At 62.6% G+C, this 17229-nt stretch carries 13 protein-coding genes and 1 tRNA gene; 8 read left to right on the plus strand and 6 right to left on the minus strand.

Annotation, left to right across the window (positions count from 1 at the left end):
* Positions 1 to 11: 11 nt before the first annotated feature.
* Positions 12 to 680 carry a pentapeptide repeat-containing protein gene (locus tag IFU00_14840; GenBank protein ID MBD8543559.1) on the minus strand — a complete coding sequence of 223 codons (669 nt, stop codon included), beginning with the start codon at positions 678 to 680 and terminating at the stop codon, positions 12 to 14.
* Between IFU00_14840 and IFU00_14845 the strand changes: the two genes are divergently transcribed.
* The 7 genes from IFU00_14845 (at position 671) to IFU00_14875 (ending at position 10198) form a co-directional block, all read left to right on the plus strand.
* Positions 671 to 943, plus strand: coding sequence for a hypothetical protein (locus IFU00_14845; GenBank protein ID MBD8543560.1), 273 nt, complete (start codon positions 671 to 673; stop codon positions 941 to 943). The genes IFU00_14840 and IFU00_14845 overlap by 10 nt on opposite strands.
* A 102-nt stretch (positions 944 to 1045) precedes the next feature.
* Positions 1046 to 2518: a hypothetical protein gene (locus IFU00_14850; protein ID MBD8543561.1), complete on the plus strand. Its 1473-nt coding sequence runs from the start codon at positions 1046 to 1048 to the stop codon at positions 2516 to 2518.
* The gene (locus IFU00_14855; GenBank protein MBD8543562.1) at positions 2518 to 3993 is read left to right on the plus strand and encodes a hypothetical protein; all 1476 of its coding nucleotides are present in this window, start codon (positions 2518 to 2520) and stop codon (positions 3991 to 3993) included. The genes IFU00_14850 and IFU00_14855 overlap by 1 nt, the downstream gene beginning before the upstream one ends.
* 40 nt (positions 3994 to 4033) lie before the next feature.
* Positions 4034 to 4471, plus strand: coding sequence for a hypothetical protein (locus IFU00_14860; GenBank protein ID MBD8543563.1), 438 nt, complete (start codon positions 4034 to 4036; stop codon positions 4469 to 4471).
* 25 nt (positions 4472 to 4496) lie between these two features.
* Positions 4497 to 8219 carry a DUF4339 domain-containing protein gene (locus IFU00_14865; protein ID MBD8543564.1) on the plus strand — a complete coding sequence of 1241 codons (3723 nt, stop codon included), beginning with the start codon at positions 4497 to 4499 and terminating at the stop codon, positions 8217 to 8219.
* 250 nt (positions 8220 to 8469) lie between these two features.
* Positions 8470 to 9459 carry a hypothetical protein gene (locus tag IFU00_14870; GenBank protein ID MBD8543565.1) on the plus strand — a complete coding sequence of 330 codons (990 nt, stop codon included), beginning with the start codon at positions 8470 to 8472 and terminating at the stop codon, positions 9457 to 9459.
* Positions 9460 to 9493: 34 nt separating this feature from the next.
* Positions 9494 to 10198: a hypothetical protein gene (locus tag IFU00_14875; GenBank protein MBD8543566.1), complete on the plus strand. Its 705-nt coding sequence runs from the start codon at positions 9494 to 9496 to the stop codon at positions 10196 to 10198.
* Positions 10199 to 10745: 547 nt separating this feature from the next.
* Here the strand turns inward: IFU00_14875 and IFU00_14880 are convergent.
* From IFU00_14880 to IFU00_14900, 5 genes are all read right to left on the minus strand, one after another.
* Positions 10746 to 11183 carry a BPSL0067 family protein gene (locus IFU00_14880; protein ID MBD8543567.1) on the minus strand — a complete coding sequence of 146 codons (438 nt, stop codon included), beginning with the start codon at positions 11181 to 11183 and terminating at the stop codon, positions 10746 to 10748.
* A 467-nt stretch (positions 11184 to 11650) separates the two neighbouring features.
* Positions 11651 to 11726 (minus strand) — tRNA-His (locus IFU00_14885).
* 76 nt (positions 11727 to 11802) lie between these two features.
* Positions 11803 to 12639, minus strand: a complete 837-nt coding sequence (gene murI / locus IFU00_14890; protein MBD8543568.1) for a glutamate racemase — start codon at positions 12637 to 12639, stop codon at positions 11803 to 11805.
* Between the two features lie 56 nt (positions 12640 to 12695).
* Positions 12696 to 14231: a fumarate hydratase gene (locus IFU00_14895; GenBank protein ID MBD8543569.1), complete on the minus strand. Its 1536-nt coding sequence runs from the start codon at positions 14229 to 14231 to the stop codon at positions 12696 to 12698.
* A gap of 34 nt (positions 14232 to 14265) precedes the next feature.
* Positions 14266 to 14874 (minus strand): TIGR00645 family protein, encoded by a 609-nt coding sequence (locus tag IFU00_14900; GenBank protein MBD8543570.1) that lies wholly within the window; start codon positions 14872 to 14874, stop codon positions 14266 to 14268.
* A gap of 220 nt (positions 14875 to 15094) precedes the next feature.
* Here IFU00_14900 and acs point away from each other — a divergent pair, with 220 nt between their 5' ends.
* Positions 15095 to 17095, plus strand: a complete 2001-nt coding sequence (acs, locus tag IFU00_14905) for an acetate--CoA ligase (GenBank protein MBD8543571.1) — start codon at positions 15095 to 15097, stop codon at positions 17093 to 17095.
* Positions 17096 to 17229: the final 134 nt, after the last annotated feature.

Consider the following 17229-nt stretch of genomic DNA (forward strand, 5'->3'; position numbering starts at 1 on the left):
TGCTGCATAGCTCAGGCCACACGCAGGCCCAGCTCGCTGATCAATTCGGCCGCCTGGCGCGGTGTGATCCAGGCGCCCTGGAACAGCTTCACGTCGGCCAGTGTCAAGCCCGACAGATCCGCTTCGCGCAGGTCGGCATTGTCGAAGCGCGCCTGTTTCAGGCTGGCGTTGCGCAGGCTCCCGCCCTCGAACACGGTGTCCCGAAAGTCGCAGGCGGCCAGGTCGGCATCGGAAAAGTCGAGTTCCTTCAACGTCGATTTGCGAAACGACATGCGGCGCAGGTCGGCGCCGATCAGCAGGCATTCTTCGAAGGTCAGACCCAGGTGCGCCGCTTCTTCGAAATTTGCACCGGTCAGTTTGCAGCCCTTGAAGGTGAGTGAGGCAAGGCGCGCGCGACGCCAGCTGCTGTTATTCAGGTCGCAGCTCTGGAACTGCGCGTCGGTCAGGTCGGCGGCTTCGAAATCGGCTTGTCGGCCGCGGCAGCGCTGCCAGGTGGTCTGCGCCAGTTTGGCGGCGTAAAACGAGGTTTCGGCAATGCTGCAATTGATGAAACTGCTGCCGCGCAGGTCGAGCCGCGACAGATCGGCAGCATCGAGCATGCAATCGAGAAAAGTGACGTTGCCGCTGGCAAGTGCCGCATCGATCGCGTCACGGCCGGGAAATTGGGTAAATGTATGCATTGATTTATGTTGGAAAAGCGGATGCCAAAGAAGGGAACCGTTCTTCAAGTTCCCGGATTGCGCTGATGGCACGCAATATCACGTCAGGGAGCCAGCACATCGCCAGCGACATAATGACTGCGGCAGTCTACCTGAATTCGCCCCTGCCCAATCCGTACAAGATTCCACCAGGAATTGAAGGCGTTTTGACAGGCGGCGCGGGTGTTGTTCGCATGATGAGCAAGGCACCAGCTGCGTTTCCACTTGGACAAAAAAGAAGGTAAGATAGTGTTGCTCCCTTTATGTTTTTGATAAGCCCTTATTCTTGGTTAAGCATATTGAAAATAGTTGAAGGGTAATCGTGTTTGAGAAATTCGGAATACAAGATGGATCATAAGAAAACGGCTGATTGGGATCTCGCTTCCGGCAGCTGGACGATGGCAGCCAACGATGGCGAGATTCGCCTGAATCGCACGGTGATGGGTAATCCCGTCGCCGCCTCATTGGGTTCTGCAGATATTGCCGCCATCATGAACATGCGCCGTGCGCACGGTGCGTCAACGCTGTATCCCCCCGATTTCAATTTCTCGCCCATCGACGGCGCGCAACTGGCGTCCAATCCCCCGAGCGGTGCCAGCTGGATCGCGCCAAGCGGCGCATCGGCCATCACCGACGCCGGGATGCCGGAAGCCGTTGGCCTGAAGCGCACGCGCCACAGCGTCCCGGTCGATCGCCTGCGCCGGCATGACGCCGACAGCATGGCCGACATGGAATTGCCGCTGCCACCGCCCGGCGAGTACGAATTCTTCTCGGGCACGTTCGGCACCGTCGGCGCCGTGTTGTTGGCGCTCGATACGGGCAAGGGCACGCTGTTCGGCTGGCTGCCGGCGTCGAAAAAATGGCAGCCGTTGCTCGGCACCGGCACGCGCCTGCTGTCCGAATCCAATTTACCGGTTCATGCCTGGCGCGCCGAGATGGCCGCCGCGTTCAACAGCCGCCTGTATATCCCCACCGAACATGGCCTGGCGATGCTGGTGCCCGATTTCGCAGCACTGCAATTCCGGATCGATTACGTCGGCAACGCCCCGGTCGTGGGGGCACCGGTAGCCTTCGATCACCAGGTCTGGGCGCCGATTCGTCATGAAAACGGCGTGGTCCAGTTCGTGTTTGCCGACGCCCATGGCGTGGCCGGTCCGCCACTGCGCGTCGATGGCAGCTGGACTTTGGGCGAGATGGGGGCGCCGTGCGCCTATGGCCGGCTTGCGGTCTGGCCCTGCGCGGAAGGGCAGTTGCGCCTGCAGAAAATGACCGACGGCAGTGTGGCGGCCACGTTCCTGGCCTGGCCTAACGGCATCACACCGCACTTCGAGTTCGGCAGCGCGCACATGGCGCGCTCGGGTTCGCTGTGGCAGTTGTGCTTCGATAGCCGCCTCGACAGTTATGTGTACGTGCGCCTTGGCGTGAACGAGCACGAACAGGTCGCCGCGCTCAATCCGCGCATCGGCTCGGGTACCATCAACTACCGCTTTGCCACCAAGCTGAAAACCGATCCGTGGGTCGAGCCGGAACATGGCGACGATGGCGCGGCCAACACGGTCGTGGTGCCGCTGCTGGAGCTGGGCGAGCGCAGCGCCGTACTGGCCCTGCGCATCGACAGCACGGCCGGCCTGGGCACCTTGCTCAATTCGGCTGAACGGATGCGCGCGCAACTGGTCTACGATGATGAGAACAACGACATCGTGTTTCACACCATCGCGGTCAGCAAACCATGGGAACTGCGCCTTTTCCTGCACGACGGGTACCTGTGGGCCTACCATCCCGGCATGCAGCGCATCCTCGGCTGGGACGTTCAGCAATGATGCCGCGCGCGTGGTGTGCGGCGCTCGCGAGCGTCGTCCTGGGTCTGTGCGCTGTGCCGGCGCAGGCCATTCAGCAAGCATTTTTGGTGCAGAACTCCGGCTGGATGGAGCCGTTCTATGCCGATCCCCAATCGCAGTTCAAGCCGCTGATCGCCGCCGTGGCCAATGCCGCCGCGCGTCCGGGCGACAAGGTCATGGTGCTGGCGTTCAGCCAGTCCAGCGGCAGCAATGTGTCGCCGCAATTGCTGGGGCAGAGCGATGGCGCTACCCAGGTCGCCGGCTGGCTGGCGCCGCTCACGCCTGCGCGCAAGAGCGCCAGCGCACTGGCCGACACCGATTTTCGCGAAGCGGTGACCAAGACGATCGGTGAGACGTTCAAGTCGCGCCCCGGCATCATCTGGATTTTCACCAACAACAAGAACAGCCCCGGCAATGATCCCGCCACGGCGGCGCGCAACCTGGAGTTCTATCGGCTATTGCACCTGGAGCCGTCGATTACGCGCACCGTGGTGTTCCCGCTGCGTATGCCGGTGCAGGGCAAGTTCTTTGCCGCCAAGGGCTTGATGGTCTACGGGCTGGCCTACGGCAAGGAAGCGGGCGACGAGCTGGGCCGCATGGTGGCAGAAGGCCGGCTCGCCAGCATCCTGACGAAACCGCCGGCGCGCCTGAAACCGGTGGACCAGGACGGCGTGCGCATCGTGCCGCAGGCGGTACTGAATACCCCGAACATGACGGCCTCGATGGGCACCGACAAGCGCACCGTCGTGCTCGACGTGGACGCCGACAAGCTGGTCCCGCAAGTGCGCCTGAAAGCGTCGTTGCAAAACCTGTTCTATCCCTACCTGATTGCGCAGGCCACCGTCGATGGCCAGTTGCGCACGCGCGCCGGTACGACACCGCTCATGGTGACACCGACCGCCGTGAACAATCTTGCGCCGGGCGCCAGCCAGTCGATCGAGGTGAGCTTCAAGCTGCCGCTCGAAGAAGTGCCGTCGGCCTGGTCGCGCCAGGCCATTGCGGCGATGGGCAAGCAAGTGATCATGCCGATGTCGGTGAGCCTGGGCCTGCGCAATCAGCGGCTGGCCTTGCCGGCATCGTTCAAGACCGAGATGCAGGAACTGTTCCCGGGCGACCCGCTGTCAGACATGTTCGTGCCGCCCGACAGCGTGAAATCGTCCACGGCCCAGGTGCCATTGATCGTGCGCGTGCAATATCCGCTGACGCCCGTGCTCGTGATCGTCGGCGGCGTGCTGGCGTTGCTGCTGGCGCTGGCTGCGCTCGCGTTTCTGGCGATGAAAACCACGCGCTATCCGATCATGGTCAATGGCGTGCGCCGCAACGTGCTGCTCAAGCCGTTCAAGTCGCTGGCGATCAAGGCCGACGACGGCGCCGCGGTCGGCGAAATCCGGCGCGGGCTCGGTCGCCCGAGCGTGGTCCAGGTCGAGCCGGGCCAGACGTTGACGATCGCGTCGTAATCCATTCAAGTAGTCTTTATCCCATTCAGGAGAACGTGGCATGACGCAGCAAGCAAAAGATAACGCAGGCTTTGCCCTGCCGGCACCGGTCGAAGGCCAACAGGCGCCAGCAGCGGCGGCGACCCCCGCGACCCCCGCCACGGGAACGCCCGAGACGGTCGAATCGCTGCCGGTGACCACCGACGTCGACACGTCATCGCGCGATGCGCTGATCGGCGGCGGCGTCCTGCTGGTGCTGTTCATTGCGTTCTTCTTTGCCAAAAATGCCTACGCCAACACGCTGGTGGCAAAACGTATTCAACCGGGCAAGGCGAATGCGGCCGGCTGGTGGCTGTTCATCTTTTTGGCCAGCCTGTCGACCGGCGTCGTGCTGGCAGCGATCAATGCACCGAAGTTCATGGCGCCCCTGATCATCGGACCGCTGACGCTGATCGGCCTGATTGCGCTGGTGCTGATGCTGCTGTCTTCCCGCAAATAAGTACCCAGACCAGGAACAACGCGACATGGCAGATAATCTGAACCAAACGATCGGCGCCGGCACGGGCGAGCGCAAGCAGGAGCAGAGCATCGACCTGCGCCCGACGCTGTTCATCGGCATTGGCGGCACCGGCATGGAAGTGCTGATGCGCGTACGCCGCCGCATCCTCAATACGCTGTGGGGCGGCAACGGCGCGCGCACCCGCGTCGACAGCCTGGCCGAATTTCCGGTCGCGCAGTTCATCCAGTTCGACCTCGACACGGGCGCCGTCATCGACAGCGGCCGCGCCCAGGCCGAAGACCTGCAATTTGACCAGGTCAAGTTCACCGACGAAGAGAAAATCGTCGAAGCGTTCGACATGGACAAGTACAGTCGTGACGACGACGCGCTCGAGAAATACCCGCACATCAAGGAATGGCTGTCGCTGACGCCGAAGAAAATCCGCGAACTGGGCATCGATCCATCGAAGGGTGCGGGCCAGATCCGCGCCGTCTCGCGCCTGTACCTGTTCGACAAGTACACCAAGATCCGCGACAAGATCCGCCTGAAGCTCAAGACGCTCAAGGCCGGCCTGTCGCACGAGCAGCAACTGGCGCGCCTCGGCCTGCGCATGGAAACGGAGAAATTCCGCATCGTCATCGTGGGCTCGGTAGCCGGCGGTACCGGTTCCGGCGCCTTCCTCGACATGGGTCTGCTGGCGCGCTGGCTGGCCAAATCCGAAGTGGGCAATGCCGATGTCGAACTGATGCTGTTTTTGCCGACCGGCTACGCGGGCGCCAACAAGGAGCGCACCGAAGCGAACGGCTACGCCGCGCTGATGGAACTCGAATCGGCCATGCTCGGCAACAAAGGCTACGTGGGCCGCTGGGACGCCTACGACCAGCCGGAATTGCCGCGCGAGCCGTACAGCGAAGTCTATCTGATCGACTCGGGCAACCTGGCGCAGCAGCACACGAACGACGTCAAGGATGTCTACCACATGGTGGCCGACACGCTGTTCGAAGATTTCGCCTCGGGCGACTTCGCGCGCCGCAAGCGCTCGGTGGCCGTGAACCAGGCGCAGCACAAGAACTTCCTGCACGATGCGCTGGTGCCGAAGAACCGCTTTGCCGACATGCGCCTGTCGTACTCGAAACGCTTCTCGTCGTTTGGCCAGGCCGTGCTCGACACGCGCCAGGAAGCGCGGCGCGAAGAGCGCGCGCACCGCTGGGCCGGCGCGATGCTCAAGGCCTTCTTTGGCGTGGGCGGCGCCGACACCGGCGTGAATCGCGCCACCGACAAGCAGCGCGACGAATTCATGGCGGCCCAGATGGCGCTGCGGGCCGCGCCGTTCAGCGATTTTCCGACCTTCTCCGACCGCAACGTCGAGCTGAAACGCTCGAGCGGCGAGTTCTTCGACTACGCCCTCGTCGACGACCTGCTGCAGGACAAGCACGGCCTGCTGCTGGCCGGCGTCGAGCAGCGCGTCAATGCACGCATCGACAGCATCCGTACCGGCTTCGACCGCGCAGAGTGGCCGACGCAGGTGCGCGACACCGTTCAGCAGCTCGAGCGCGACTCGGTGCGCGACCAGGATTCCACCGCCGACACGACCGAAGACCGCGTCGTGAAACGCCGGCGCGAAGTGCTGGAGCGCATCAAGCACGCGATCCGTGATCAGCTCTATGCCTACCTCGATAACAAGGATTTCGGCGGCCTCGAATACGTGCTGTCGCTGGTCGAGCAGATCAAGGACCGGCTTGAAGCACCGGGCACGGGCCTGATCAGCGCACTCAAGCTCAACAGCGAGCGTTACCGCGAAATCAAGGAAGCGGTGCGCACCCGCGAATACGAACGCCTGCTGGCCAACCTCGAGCAGACCAAGGGCGGCTTCTTCAGCAGCAATAACGAAAAGCAGGCGGTCACGGTGCTGGACCACCTGCGCACCGAAATCGCCAACGCGCTCAAGTTCCACCTGCGCGCCAAGGCGGCCGACGAAGCGGCGATCCTGATGGCCGACCTGTCCGCCTGGCTGGGCAAGAAGAACGGCGTCGACGCCCAGGGCCGCGCCATCTGGAACGGCCTGGTCGGCGAATTGCAAGCCGGCCGCGAAGCCGTGCTGGCCATGCTGGGCCAGCTGCAGCACGCCAATGCCATCATCCAGCAAGACCTGAACAAGGACCACGCCACCTTGATCACGGTGCCGGTGGCCGAGCGCAACGTGCCGATGCCAAACGCGCTGCAACTGCGCGAATGGGCCGACGAAGCGTTCAAGGACCTGGGCGGCTCGAAGGTGCTGTTCCCGATGCTGGGCGACGCTGCCCAGCGCAGCGAGATCATCAACAAAGTCAAACGCATGGCCGAGCGGCAGTTGACGCTGGCCGGTGCGGGCGATGCCGAGACGGTCGACCACGATCCCTTGATCGAAGCGCTGGAACAGATGAATCCGGCCGAACGGATGGACCGCTTCCGCAAACTGCTGGCCTGCGCGATGCCGTGGATCGACGCGAACCTGTCGGGCGACTTCACGGTCAAGGCTGACCAGTTCAAGTGCTTCGTGGGTGTGGCCAATGCCGACCGTTTCAAACGCCTGTTCGGCGCCGAACTCAATACCTGCGTGCCGACCCAGGCCAATATCACGGCCGCGCAACTGTCCATCGTCGAGACCGGCGTGCCGGGCCGCGCCGTCTGCTACTGCGAACTGTCCGGCATCCCGATGACGGTGCTGCGCGGCATGGAAGGGTGGCGCACCAGCTACCGCAAGGAAGCCGAAAAGAACCCGACCCACACGCACATCGACTCGACCCAGTTCAGCCATCCGATGGCGCCGACGACCGACGAGATCAATCGCCTGGCCGAAGACTTCAAGCAGTACCTGCAGGCGATCATGCTGGGCATTCTGACCCGTTCGACCCAGCGCGTGATCCCGCGCGGGCAGTACCAGTTTGCCGTCGCGCGCGGCGACGTGCGCCGCATCGGCAACGAACGGGCGATTCGCCAGAACGGCTTGCCGGCCACCTACCGCGACGCCATTGTCGAACGGGTGCAGGAGCGCCTGGCTGAACTCGACGCGAGCCAGACCGTCGCCCTGGCGGCGCTGGCCAGCTACTACGAGACAGCCGTCTACACGCCGAAACTGGTGGAAGACGCCACCGGCGCGCAGGACGATCGCAAGGGCTTTGCCAGCGCGATTGCCGGCGAAGCCAAGCGCGAGCTGGCCGAGAAGGCCCGCCGCAAGGGCATGAGCCAGCGCGACATCGACCGCGCTGACGAGCAATTGCTCGAGGTGCTGACGGAGTGGGCGAGCGTCGTGCCGGATTCCGATGAAGACGCGTACGACTGGGAAGTGCGCGAGCCAGGCGAGGATGGTCATCTGCGCCTGAAATACGTCATCAAGCCGGACGCGTTCAATGCCGGCAAGTTAGACGCGTTGCTGGCGCCGCAGGCTACTGCGTCTGTTGCCACGTTCCCGGCCGGCGCGCCGGGCATGCCTGGCATGCCACCGCCGCTGGGCGCGACGCCACCGCCACTGGGCATGCCGCCACCGCTCGTCGAGCATCAATATCATCTGGGCATTGGTGGGCAGCAGTTCGGGCCTTATACCGCGCAGCAGATCGTGCAGATGGTGCAGACTGGGCAGGTGGTGGTTGCCGGTACGAAGGTGTGGCGCGCCGGTCTTGCAGCCTGGGGTGAGCTGGGGCAGTTGCCGGAATTGACGATGCTGTTCGCAGCGCCGGCATCGCCGCCGCCGTTGCCACCGATGCTGTGAGGGCGAGACTTTGAAACAGTGTTCTGGCTGCAGTGCGACACTGCAGGGTGAGGTGGCGTTCTGTCCATTCTGTGGTGAAGGGGTGGATGGGGCGGTGCGCAAGGTTGTGCCGGCTGCTGCTGCGGTTGCTGCTCCGGTTGCTGCGGTACCAGCGCCGCCGAGCGTGCCTGCGCCTCACACTCCTGCCGCGCCTGTCGTAACGCCGCAATCTGCTGCCGCGCCGACGGCAAGCGTCCCGCCGGCTGCTGCCGTGCCACCGCCATCTGCGCCCGCAACGCCTTCCCGCCCTGCGGCCGATCGCGCGCCAATACCGCCCGCAACGCGCAAAGGCGGGAAGGGCAAGTGGATCGCCGGCGGGATCGCACTGCTGCTGGTTGTGCTCTACAACGTGGGCTCCAATGACAAGCCGGTGATCGAGGAAAACGCCTGCGAATCGGCCTTCGACCTGGGCACCCAGGCGGTTACTTCGGGCGACCTTGCCGCCGCGCGCACCCAGGCGCTGCGGGCCAGCGCCGAATGCGGCGACAAGGAGCGCCCCAAGGTCAACACCTTGCAACGTGCGATTGCGGCAGCGGAAAAGACCGACAATGCCTGCCAGCGCAATTTCCGCGCAATCGACGGCTTGCTGCAGGACAGCCGGCCTGGTCGTGCGCGCGCGGGACTGAACGAATTGACAGCGGCGTGTTCAAACAAGCCGGAGGCCGAAGCCTTGCGCACCAGGCTGGAAGCGACCCAGGAATCCATCAAGGCAGCGCTGGCTGACGTGCGCAGTGCGCTCGATGCACGTGACCAGGCGCAAGCCAGGGCCGCACTGGCCAAACTGACGGGCCTGAACCGCGATGAACCCAGCCTGAACCAGCTCAAATGGGAGGTCGACGCGCTGGATGCCGCCGCTGCCGCTGCAGCCCAACCGGCGCCGCCTGCCGAGGTCTTCATGCCGGGCGCTGCACCGGTCCAGCGTGCACCAAGTCAGGTGCAGGAGCCGGTGGCGCCGCGTGCGCCGACTGCGCCAAGTGGTTCAGGTACACAAGACGCCGGCGCAGCGCAGCGCACGTCGATGGCAACGATGTTCCTGCGTGACGCCGAGCAGGCGCTGTTGCAGCGAAAATTTGATGCCGCAAAAACCTACGTAGAAAGCGCGCGCCGGGCCGACCCGAACAATCCGCAGCTCGACAGCATGATGCAGCAGATCCGCGATCGCGAACGCCAGATGCTGCAAGAAGAAACCACCATCAGATAATGCAGTCTCATCAGGGAAAACCATGAAAACGCCAATGAAAAAGATCGTTGTCCTGACGTTGCTGACGAGCCTGGTATCAGGCTGCGCCACCACGGGCCAGAGCGGCATGTCGCAAACGCAGTACCCGCAAGGCGGCGTCGCCGCCGAGCAGGACCCGTGTGCCGTCGGCTCATCGGCACTGATGGGCGCCGCAGCCGGCGCACTGCTGGGCGCGCTGATGGACGGCAAACGCGGCGCAGCGCGCGGCGCCGCTGCCGGCGGCATCGTGGCCGCACTTGGCTGCGTGGCGATCAACTCGCAATCACGCCAGACCCGCACCGCCGCCCAGGTCGACAACGACTTCATCCGCACCCGCGGCCGCCTGCCAGCCGAGCCGCAAGTAGTGTCGTATCAACCGCGCCTGAACGCCAGCACGGTACAGCGTGGCAAGCCGGTGGTGGTCAACTCAACCGTCGAACTGGTCAACGGTGCGACGACACCGGTCATGCAAGTGCGCGAAGAGCTGGTGGTGTTCGATCAGGATGGCAAGCAGTTCAAATCCGGCTCGAAGGCGTTGACCAACAATTCGGGCGGTCGCTTCGAGAACTCGTTTGAAATCACGCTGCCGAAGGATGCGTCGCAGGGACGCTATGCGCTGAGGACCAATTTGTATGTCAACGGCAAGCTGTCGGCGTCGCGGGATTTGAATACGCAACTGGTGTGGAATGGGGTTGAGCAGGTGATGATTGCGAGCCGCTGACTTAAACCAAAGCCGGGGTCAGGTCTGACATTCGGACACGAGCTCAGGCTTACCATAACGTCGAAGACTGAAAAGTTTGGCTTAGCAAAGACATTGTTTGCCGCATTGGAAGAACAACAGGATGAATCTAGGGCACGTGTCTGAATGTCGGACCCGCCCCCATCTTTCTGACCTGACGCTACTTTTTTGGGCCTGGCCGAAGTAGGGGCGCAAAATCATTTGCACTGGACGGATGCTGTCACTTGGCGCGACTCCACTGTTCGCTGTTTGAGTATGCAATGTCTCGCGGAAGCGCTAACGCGATACCAGCGAGCGGTAGTGGGCTCGTACCAGCAGGCTATCCACCTCACCTCGCCACCACTGAAGCCGAATCTGACATCGTGGCCGCCGCGCACCATTTTCGGCTCACCCATCAATTCGTACTGTTTTCCATCACCTTCAAACATGCCGGCCCCGATGAGTCGCGCTCCAGAATTCTTCGCAGGACAGTCGATTACCTCTGCTTGCACGGCGCCAGAAGCCAAGATAATTGCGAGCAGTGCTGCCTTCATTTGGAAACCACCACGTAGAACTGGTCTGCGTTATCTGAGTCGGAATAGGCATTTCCTTGGGCCTTACTTTTGCCCCGCGCGACGATTTCCCGCTGCCTGACGGTATTTGGGATGCGCGTGCGCCACTGGTCCATGACCCGTATGTTTTTTGCTGTGGTGCTCGACACGCCCCTCCCGCAAAAATCCACGAACAGCGCTGCATGGTATCCATGCTGATTCGGGAAGCGTCCATTACCCTGCTTGTCGAATACGAAGTTTGCGATCACAGTTCCCGGATTCAAATAGCTCAGGTCGACTACGCGAGGTCCTGGCCTCCATCGGCTCGTATGCCCAACACTTGTCGTTGCCTGCACAAGTGCTACACACTCGCCGTCTGAAAATGGTGCGCGACCGTTTAGTTTTTCCACGTCCCCAGAATATATGAAATAGGCCATAACCCCTCCCAATTGAAATAGGGATATTTTCTATTTATAGTCGCTACCAGATTTTGGCGTAGGTCAGCGGGCTTGAGATGTGGGGTTAACTTACCCGGATCAGAGATAACTCAGCAAACACTTGCTTGTTTATGGCGCGGCGCTTGTCCGGACGGGGGAGCACCCGCACTCACCGAAGACGACGTGACTGCCATCCAGGAGCGCAGCGCCGACTCGATCGACGTTCTCGCGTTGCCGTGTGAAGCCAGGGAAGCCGGGGTCAGGTATCAAATTCGGACACGGGATCTCGCTTAACATAGCAGCAATAGCCCAGGAAATTTGCTGAGCAAAGAAATTCGATGTCTTGAAGGAAGGACTACAGTCTCAATGTTGAGGTCGTGTCCGAATGTCAGACCTGACCCCGGCTTTTGTTCGGCTCAGAACGCAAAAAGCCCAGTCCGAAGACTGGGCTTTTTACTTGCATTCTGTGGGGTGGCTGATGGGGCTCGAACCCACGACAACAGGAATCACAATCCTGGACTCTACCAACTGAGCTACAGCCACCACTGAACTACTACATCTGTCTCGTTGTTTCCGCGACAGAACAAGATTATATAAACTTTAGCCCGTGCTTGCAAATTTAATTGCATGTCGAAGCAGAGGGTGCTTGCGGCTCGGCAATGTCGACCGCGTACACAGGCGGATCGATCCCCAGCAGGCTGCGAAACGCCGCCGTCAGCGCCGCCGCACTGGCCGTCGTATAGCCCGTCAGGCCAGCTGGCAGGGCATCCGAACCAACATCCCGCGCCAGCCCACCAGCCACCAGCAAACGCGCCAGTTGCCGCGCCACAGCGTCCCCTGTATCCACCAGCGCGACATCACCACGCCCCGCATCCACCAGCAGCCGCTCAATCGCTCCACGCACCAGCGGATAGTGCGTGCAGCCCAGCACCAGCGTATCGGCATCCTGCGCCAGCAGCGGCGCAATGAAGCGCTCCAGCATGGCCGTCGTGACGCTCGATTCAATCTCGCCGAATTCGATCTGGTCGGCCAGGCCCACGCACGGCTGCAGCAGGAAGTCGACGCCCGTATCGCGATGGATCTGTTCACGCAGTTGCAGGAACTTGGCGCCGCGCAGCGTGCGCTCGGTGGCCAGCACGCCCACCTTGCCATTGCGGGTCAAGGCAGCAGCCGGCTTCAACCCCGGTTCCACCCCAACGACCGGCATCCCCGGATGCGTCTCACGCAGCACGCGCACGGCCGCCACGGTGGCCGTATTACACGCCACCACCAGAGCCTTCGCACCTTGCGCAATCAGAAAATCAGCAATCGCCAGCACGCGCGCAATGACCAGCGCTTCCGGCTTGTCGCCATACGGTGCATAGCCGGAATCGGCGACATACAGCAGGTGTTCATGCGGCAGCTGCGCCTGGATGTGGCGCAGCACCGAGAGACCGCCGACGCCCGAGTCGAACATACCGACCGGGGCGTCGTGGCAAAGCGTGGTGGAAACCATGCTGAAGGGGAGAGGTGTTATGCGACGTTGATCGGCACGCCGCGCAGCGATTCGATCTTGGCCGACCATTCCTTCGGGCCGGTCGTGTGGACCGACGTGCCGGTCGAATCGACGGCGACGGTCACTGGCATGTCGGTCACGTCGAACTCGTAGATCGCTTCCATGCCCAGGTCCGCAAAGCCGACGACGGTGGCCGACTTGATCGCTTTCGAGACCAGATACGCCGAGCCGCCGACCGCCATCAGGTACGCCGACTGGTGCTTCTTGATCGACTCGATTGCGGCCGGGCCGCGCTCGGCCTTGCCGATCATCGAGATCAGACCGGTCTGCTCGAGCATCATGTCGGTGAACTTGTCCATGCGCGTGGCGGTCGTCGGGCCAGCCGGGCCGACCACTTCGTCGCCGACCGGGTCGACCGGGCCGACGTAATAGATCACGCGGTTGGTGAAGTCCACTGGCAGCGATTCGCCCTTGGCCAGCATGTCCTGGATGCGCTTGTGCGCGGCGTCGCGGCCCGTCAGCATTTTGCCGTTGAGCAGCAGCGTCTGGCCCGGCTGCCACGAAGCGACTTCTTCTTTGGTCAGCGTGTTAAGGTCGACGCGCTTGGATTTCTGCGTGTCCGGCGTCCAGTTCACATCAGGCCAGCTCGACAGCGCAGGCGGTTCGATGTAGACCGGCCCCGAGCCGTCCAGCACGAAGTGCGCGTGGCGCGTGGCGGCGCAGTTCGGGATCATCGCCACGGGCTTGGAGGCCGCGTGGGTCGGGTACATATTGATCTTCACGTCCAGGACGGTCGTCAGGCCGCCCAGGCCCTGCGCGCCGATGCCCAGCGCGTTGATCTTGTCGCACAGCTCGATGCGCAGCTCTTCGAGTTTGTTGTTCGGGCCGCGCTGACGCAGCTCGTACATGTCGATGTCTTCCATCAGCGACTCTTTGGCCATCAGCATCGCCTTCTCGGCGGTGCCGCCGATGCCGATGCCGAGCATGCCCGGCGGGCACCAGCCCGCGCCCATCAGCGGCACGGTTTTCAGCACCCAGTCGACCAGCGAGTCGGACGGGTTGAGCATGACGAACTTGGTTTTATTTTCCGAGCCGCCACCCTTGGCCGCGACTTTCACGTCGACGGTCTCGCCCTCGACCAGCTCCATGTGGACCACGGCCGGGGTGTTGTCCTTGGTGTTCTTGCGCTCGAAATGCGGGTCCGCGACGATCGAAGCGCGCAGCTTGTTGTCGGCGAAGTTGTAGGCGCGGCGCACGCCTTCGTTGACGGCGTCCGTGACGGTGCCCGTGAATCCCTCGAAGCGCACGCCCATGCCGATTTTCAGGAACACGTTGACGATGCCGGTGTCCTGGCAGATCGGGCGCTTGCCTTCGGCGCACATGCGCGAATTGGTCAGGATCTGGGCGATCGCATCCTTGGCGGCCGGGCTCTGCTCGGCCTCGTAGGCGCGCGCCAGGTGCTGGATGTAATCCGCAGGGTGGTAGTAGCTGATGTACTGCAGTGCTGCCGCGACCGATTCGATCAGGTCGTCTTGGGTAATCACGGTTGCCATGTTCGCTCTTTCAGGAGTACCAGGAATGTTTGTTTTAAGCGTGCTTGTCGTTGTGCGTGCTCATCACGATGCGGTCGGTGTAGGCAATCGCCATGGCCGAGAGCAGGAACGCGAAGTGGATCAGGGTCTGGAAGAACAGCGTCTTCACATCGTATGACGACGCGTTGATGAAGGTCTTGAGCAGATGAATCGACGAAATGCCGATGATCGCCATCGCCAGCTTGGTCTTCAGGACCGACGCGTTCACGTGCGACAACCATTCTGGCTGGTCCGGGTGACCATCCAGATGCATGCGCGACACGAACGTCTCATAACCCCCGATGATCACCATGATCAGCAGGTTCGAGATCATCACCACATCGATCAGGCCGAGCACGACCAGCATGATGATGGTTTCATTGAGCCGGGTAGGGCGAGTAGCGCCCGGAACGCTGACGGCATCGATGATGTGTTTGAGCGAATCGGCGTTGCCCATGGCGGCGCCGATCAGGTCGACGAGTTCGACCCAGAAGTGAAAGACGTAGACGCACTGGGCCAGGATCAGGCCCAGGTAGAGCGGCAGTTGCAGCCAGCGGCTCGAGAAAATCAGCGAATTGAGGGGCGACAGCTTGCGAAAAGGCTGGTTCGGCGGCAGAGACGACATCGGGATGGAACTCCAGGAAGTGCGAGAAAATTCAGCACGGCATTTTACACCGGCGCCAGCGTTCCGGTGGCGTCGGCAGAGCACTTGCCCGCTTTGCAACGGACGGCGTTAGAATGAATCGGGCGGCGCCAGCCAGTCGCCGAGGGGCGATGTGTAAGGGCTCAGTAAGCGAGCGCCCCTATGGTATCGGCATAACCCACTAACTAGAATGGAGACTGATATGTCCGACAACGAGACGACGCAGGAGCAATCCCAGGGCCTGCAAGAGCACCGCGTGTTCCAGCCGCCGCACGAATTTGCCGCCAACGCAACGGTCAGCGGCATGGCCGCGTACGACAAGCTGTGCGCTGAAGCCGCCAGCGACTACGAAGGGTTCTGGGCCCGTCTGGCGCGCGAGAACCTCGACTGGCACAAGCCATTTACCAGCACGCTCGACGAGTCCGACGCACCGTTCTACAAATGGTTCGGCGACGGCCAGCTCAATGCGTCGTACAACTGCCTCGACCGCAACCTTGAAAACGGCAACGCCGACAAGACCGCGATCATCTTCGAAGCCGACGATGGCGCCGTCAACCGCGTGACCTACCGCGAACTGCACGAGCGTGTCTGCAAATTCGCCAACGCGCTCAAGTCGCGCGGCATCAAGAAGGGCGACCGCGTCATCATCTACATGTCGATGTCGGTCGAAGGCATCAGCGCGATGCAGGCCTGCGCCCGTATCGGCGCGACCCACTCGGTGGTGTTTGGTGGTTTTTCCGCCAAATCGCTGCAGGAGCGCATCATCGACGCCGGCGCGGTCGCGGTCATCACGGCCGACGAGCAGCAGCGCGGCGGCAAATCGCTGCCACTCAAAGCCATCGTCGACGAAGCCCTGGGCATGGGCGGCTGCAACACGGTCAAGGACGTCATCGTCTACAAGCGCACCGGCGGCGACGTTGCCTTCCAGGAAGGCCGCGACCTGTGGCTGCACGAGCTGGTCGAAGGCCAGTCGGCCGACTGCGAGCCGGAATGGGTCGACGCCGAGCACCCGCTGTTCATCCTCTACACGTCCGGCTCGACCGGCACCCCGAAAGGCGTGCAGCACTCGACCGGCGGCTACCTGCTGTGGGCCGCGCTGACCATGAAGTGGACGTTCGACCTGAAGCCCGACGATGTCTTCTGGTGCACGGCCGACATCGGCTGGATCACCGGCCACACCTACATCGCTTATGGCCCGCTGGCCGTCGGCGGCACGCAGGTCGTGTTCGAAGGCGTGCCTACCTTCCCGAACGCCGGCCGCTTCTGGAAGACGATCGAAAAGCACAAGGTTAGCATCTTCTACACGGCGCCAACGGCGATCCGTTCGCTGATCAAGGCGTCGGACGTGGACGAGAAAGTCCATCCGAAGAATTCCGACCTGTCGAGCCTGCGCCTGCTGGGTTCGGTCGGCGAGCCGATCAATCCGGAAGCCTGGATGTGGTACTACAAGAACGTCGGCGGCGAGCGCTGCCCGATTGTCGACACCTTCTGGCAGACCGAAACGGGCGGTCACATGATCACGCCGCTGCCGGGCGCGACGCCGATGGTGCCGGGTTCGTGCACGCTGCCGCTGCCGGGCATCATGGCTGCGATCGTCGATGAAGCCGGCGCCGACGTGCCGAACGGGCAGGGCGGCATCCTGGTCGTCAAGCGCCCATGGCCGTCGATGATCCGTACCATCTGGAACAACCCGGACCGGTTCCGCACCAGTTACTTCCCGGACGAGCTGGGTGGCAAATACTATCTGGCGGGCGACGGCGCGATCCGCAACAAGGACACGGGCAACTTCACGATCACGGGCCGCATCGACGACGTGCTGAACGTGTCGGGTCACCGCATGGGCACGATGGAAATCGAATCGGCGCTGGTGGCCAATTCGCTGGTGGCCGAAGCGGCGGTGGTAGGCCGGCCGGACGACACGACGGGCGAATCGATCTGCGCCTTTGTCGTGCTCAAGGGTGCGCGGCCAACGGGCGAGGAAGCGAAGAAAATCGCCAATGAACTGCGTGCGTGGGTGGGCAAGGAGATCGGTCCGATCGCCAAGCCAAAGGAAATCCGCTTTGGTGACAACCTGCCGAAAACCCGCTCCGGCAAGATCATGCGCCGCCTGCTGCGCGTGCTGGCCAAGGGCGAGAACATCACGCAGGATGTGTCGACGCTCGAGAATCCAGCGATTCTGGAGCAGTTGAAAGAATCGGCGTAAACCGCACCCCGTCGTTCCCGCGAAGGCGGGAACCCAAGTTTCTCTGCGCAGCTATATCAGCAAAATCAGGTGGCCACGCAAGCATGCTTGGATTCCCGCCTCCGCGGGAATGACGTTTTTTTTAGGGCGCGGGC

It is taken from the genome of Oxalobacteraceae sp. CFBP 8761, assembly GCA_014841595.1.
Lineage (GTDB): Bacteria > Pseudomonadota > Gammaproteobacteria > Burkholderiales > Burkholderiaceae_D > Telluria.

Excerpts from the sequence above, each read along its gene's own strand:
- IFU00_14845 (MBD8543560.1), top strand. The coding sequence starts at position 671 with ATGTATGCATTGATTTATGTTGGAAAAGCGGATGCCAAAGAAGGGAAC.
- IFU00_14840 (MBD8543559.1), bottom strand. The coding sequence starts at position 680 with ATGCATACATTTACCCAATTTCCCGGCCGTGACGCGATCGATGCGGCA.
- IFU00_14850 (MBD8543561.1), top strand. The coding sequence starts at position 1,046 with ATGGATCATAAGAAAACGGCTGATTGGGATCTCGCTTCCGGCAGCTGG.
- IFU00_14855 (MBD8543562.1), top strand. The coding sequence starts at position 2,518 with ATGCCGCGCGCGTGGTGTGCGGCGCTCGCGAGCGTCGTCCTGGGTCTG.
- IFU00_14860 (MBD8543563.1), top strand. The coding sequence starts at position 4,034 with ATGACGCAGCAAGCAAAAGATAACGCAGGCTTTGCCCTGCCGGCACCG.
- IFU00_14865 (MBD8543564.1), top strand. The coding sequence starts at position 4,497 with ATGGCAGATAATCTGAACCAAACGATCGGCGCCGGCACGGGCGAGCGC.
- IFU00_14875 (MBD8543566.1), top strand. The coding sequence starts at position 9,494 with ATGAAAAAGATCGTTGTCCTGACGTTGCTGACGAGCCTGGTATCAGGC.
- IFU00_14880 (MBD8543567.1), bottom strand. The coding sequence starts at position 11,183 with ATGGCCTATTTCATATATTCTGGGGACGTGGAAAAACTAAACGGTCGC.
- murI (MBD8543568.1), bottom strand. The coding sequence starts at position 12,639 with ATGTTCGACTCGGGCGTCGGCGGTCTCTCGGTGCTGCGCCACATCCAG.
- IFU00_14895 (MBD8543569.1), bottom strand. The coding sequence starts at position 14,231 with ATGGCAACCGTGATTACCCAAGACGACCTGATCGAATCGGTCGCGGCA.
- IFU00_14900 (MBD8543570.1), bottom strand. The coding sequence starts at position 14,874 with ATGTCGTCTCTGCCGCCGAACCAGCCTTTTCGCAAGCTGTCGCCCCTC.
- acs (MBD8543571.1), top strand. The coding sequence starts at position 15,095 with ATGTCCGACAACGAGACGACGCAGGAGCAATCCCAGGGCCTGCAAGAG.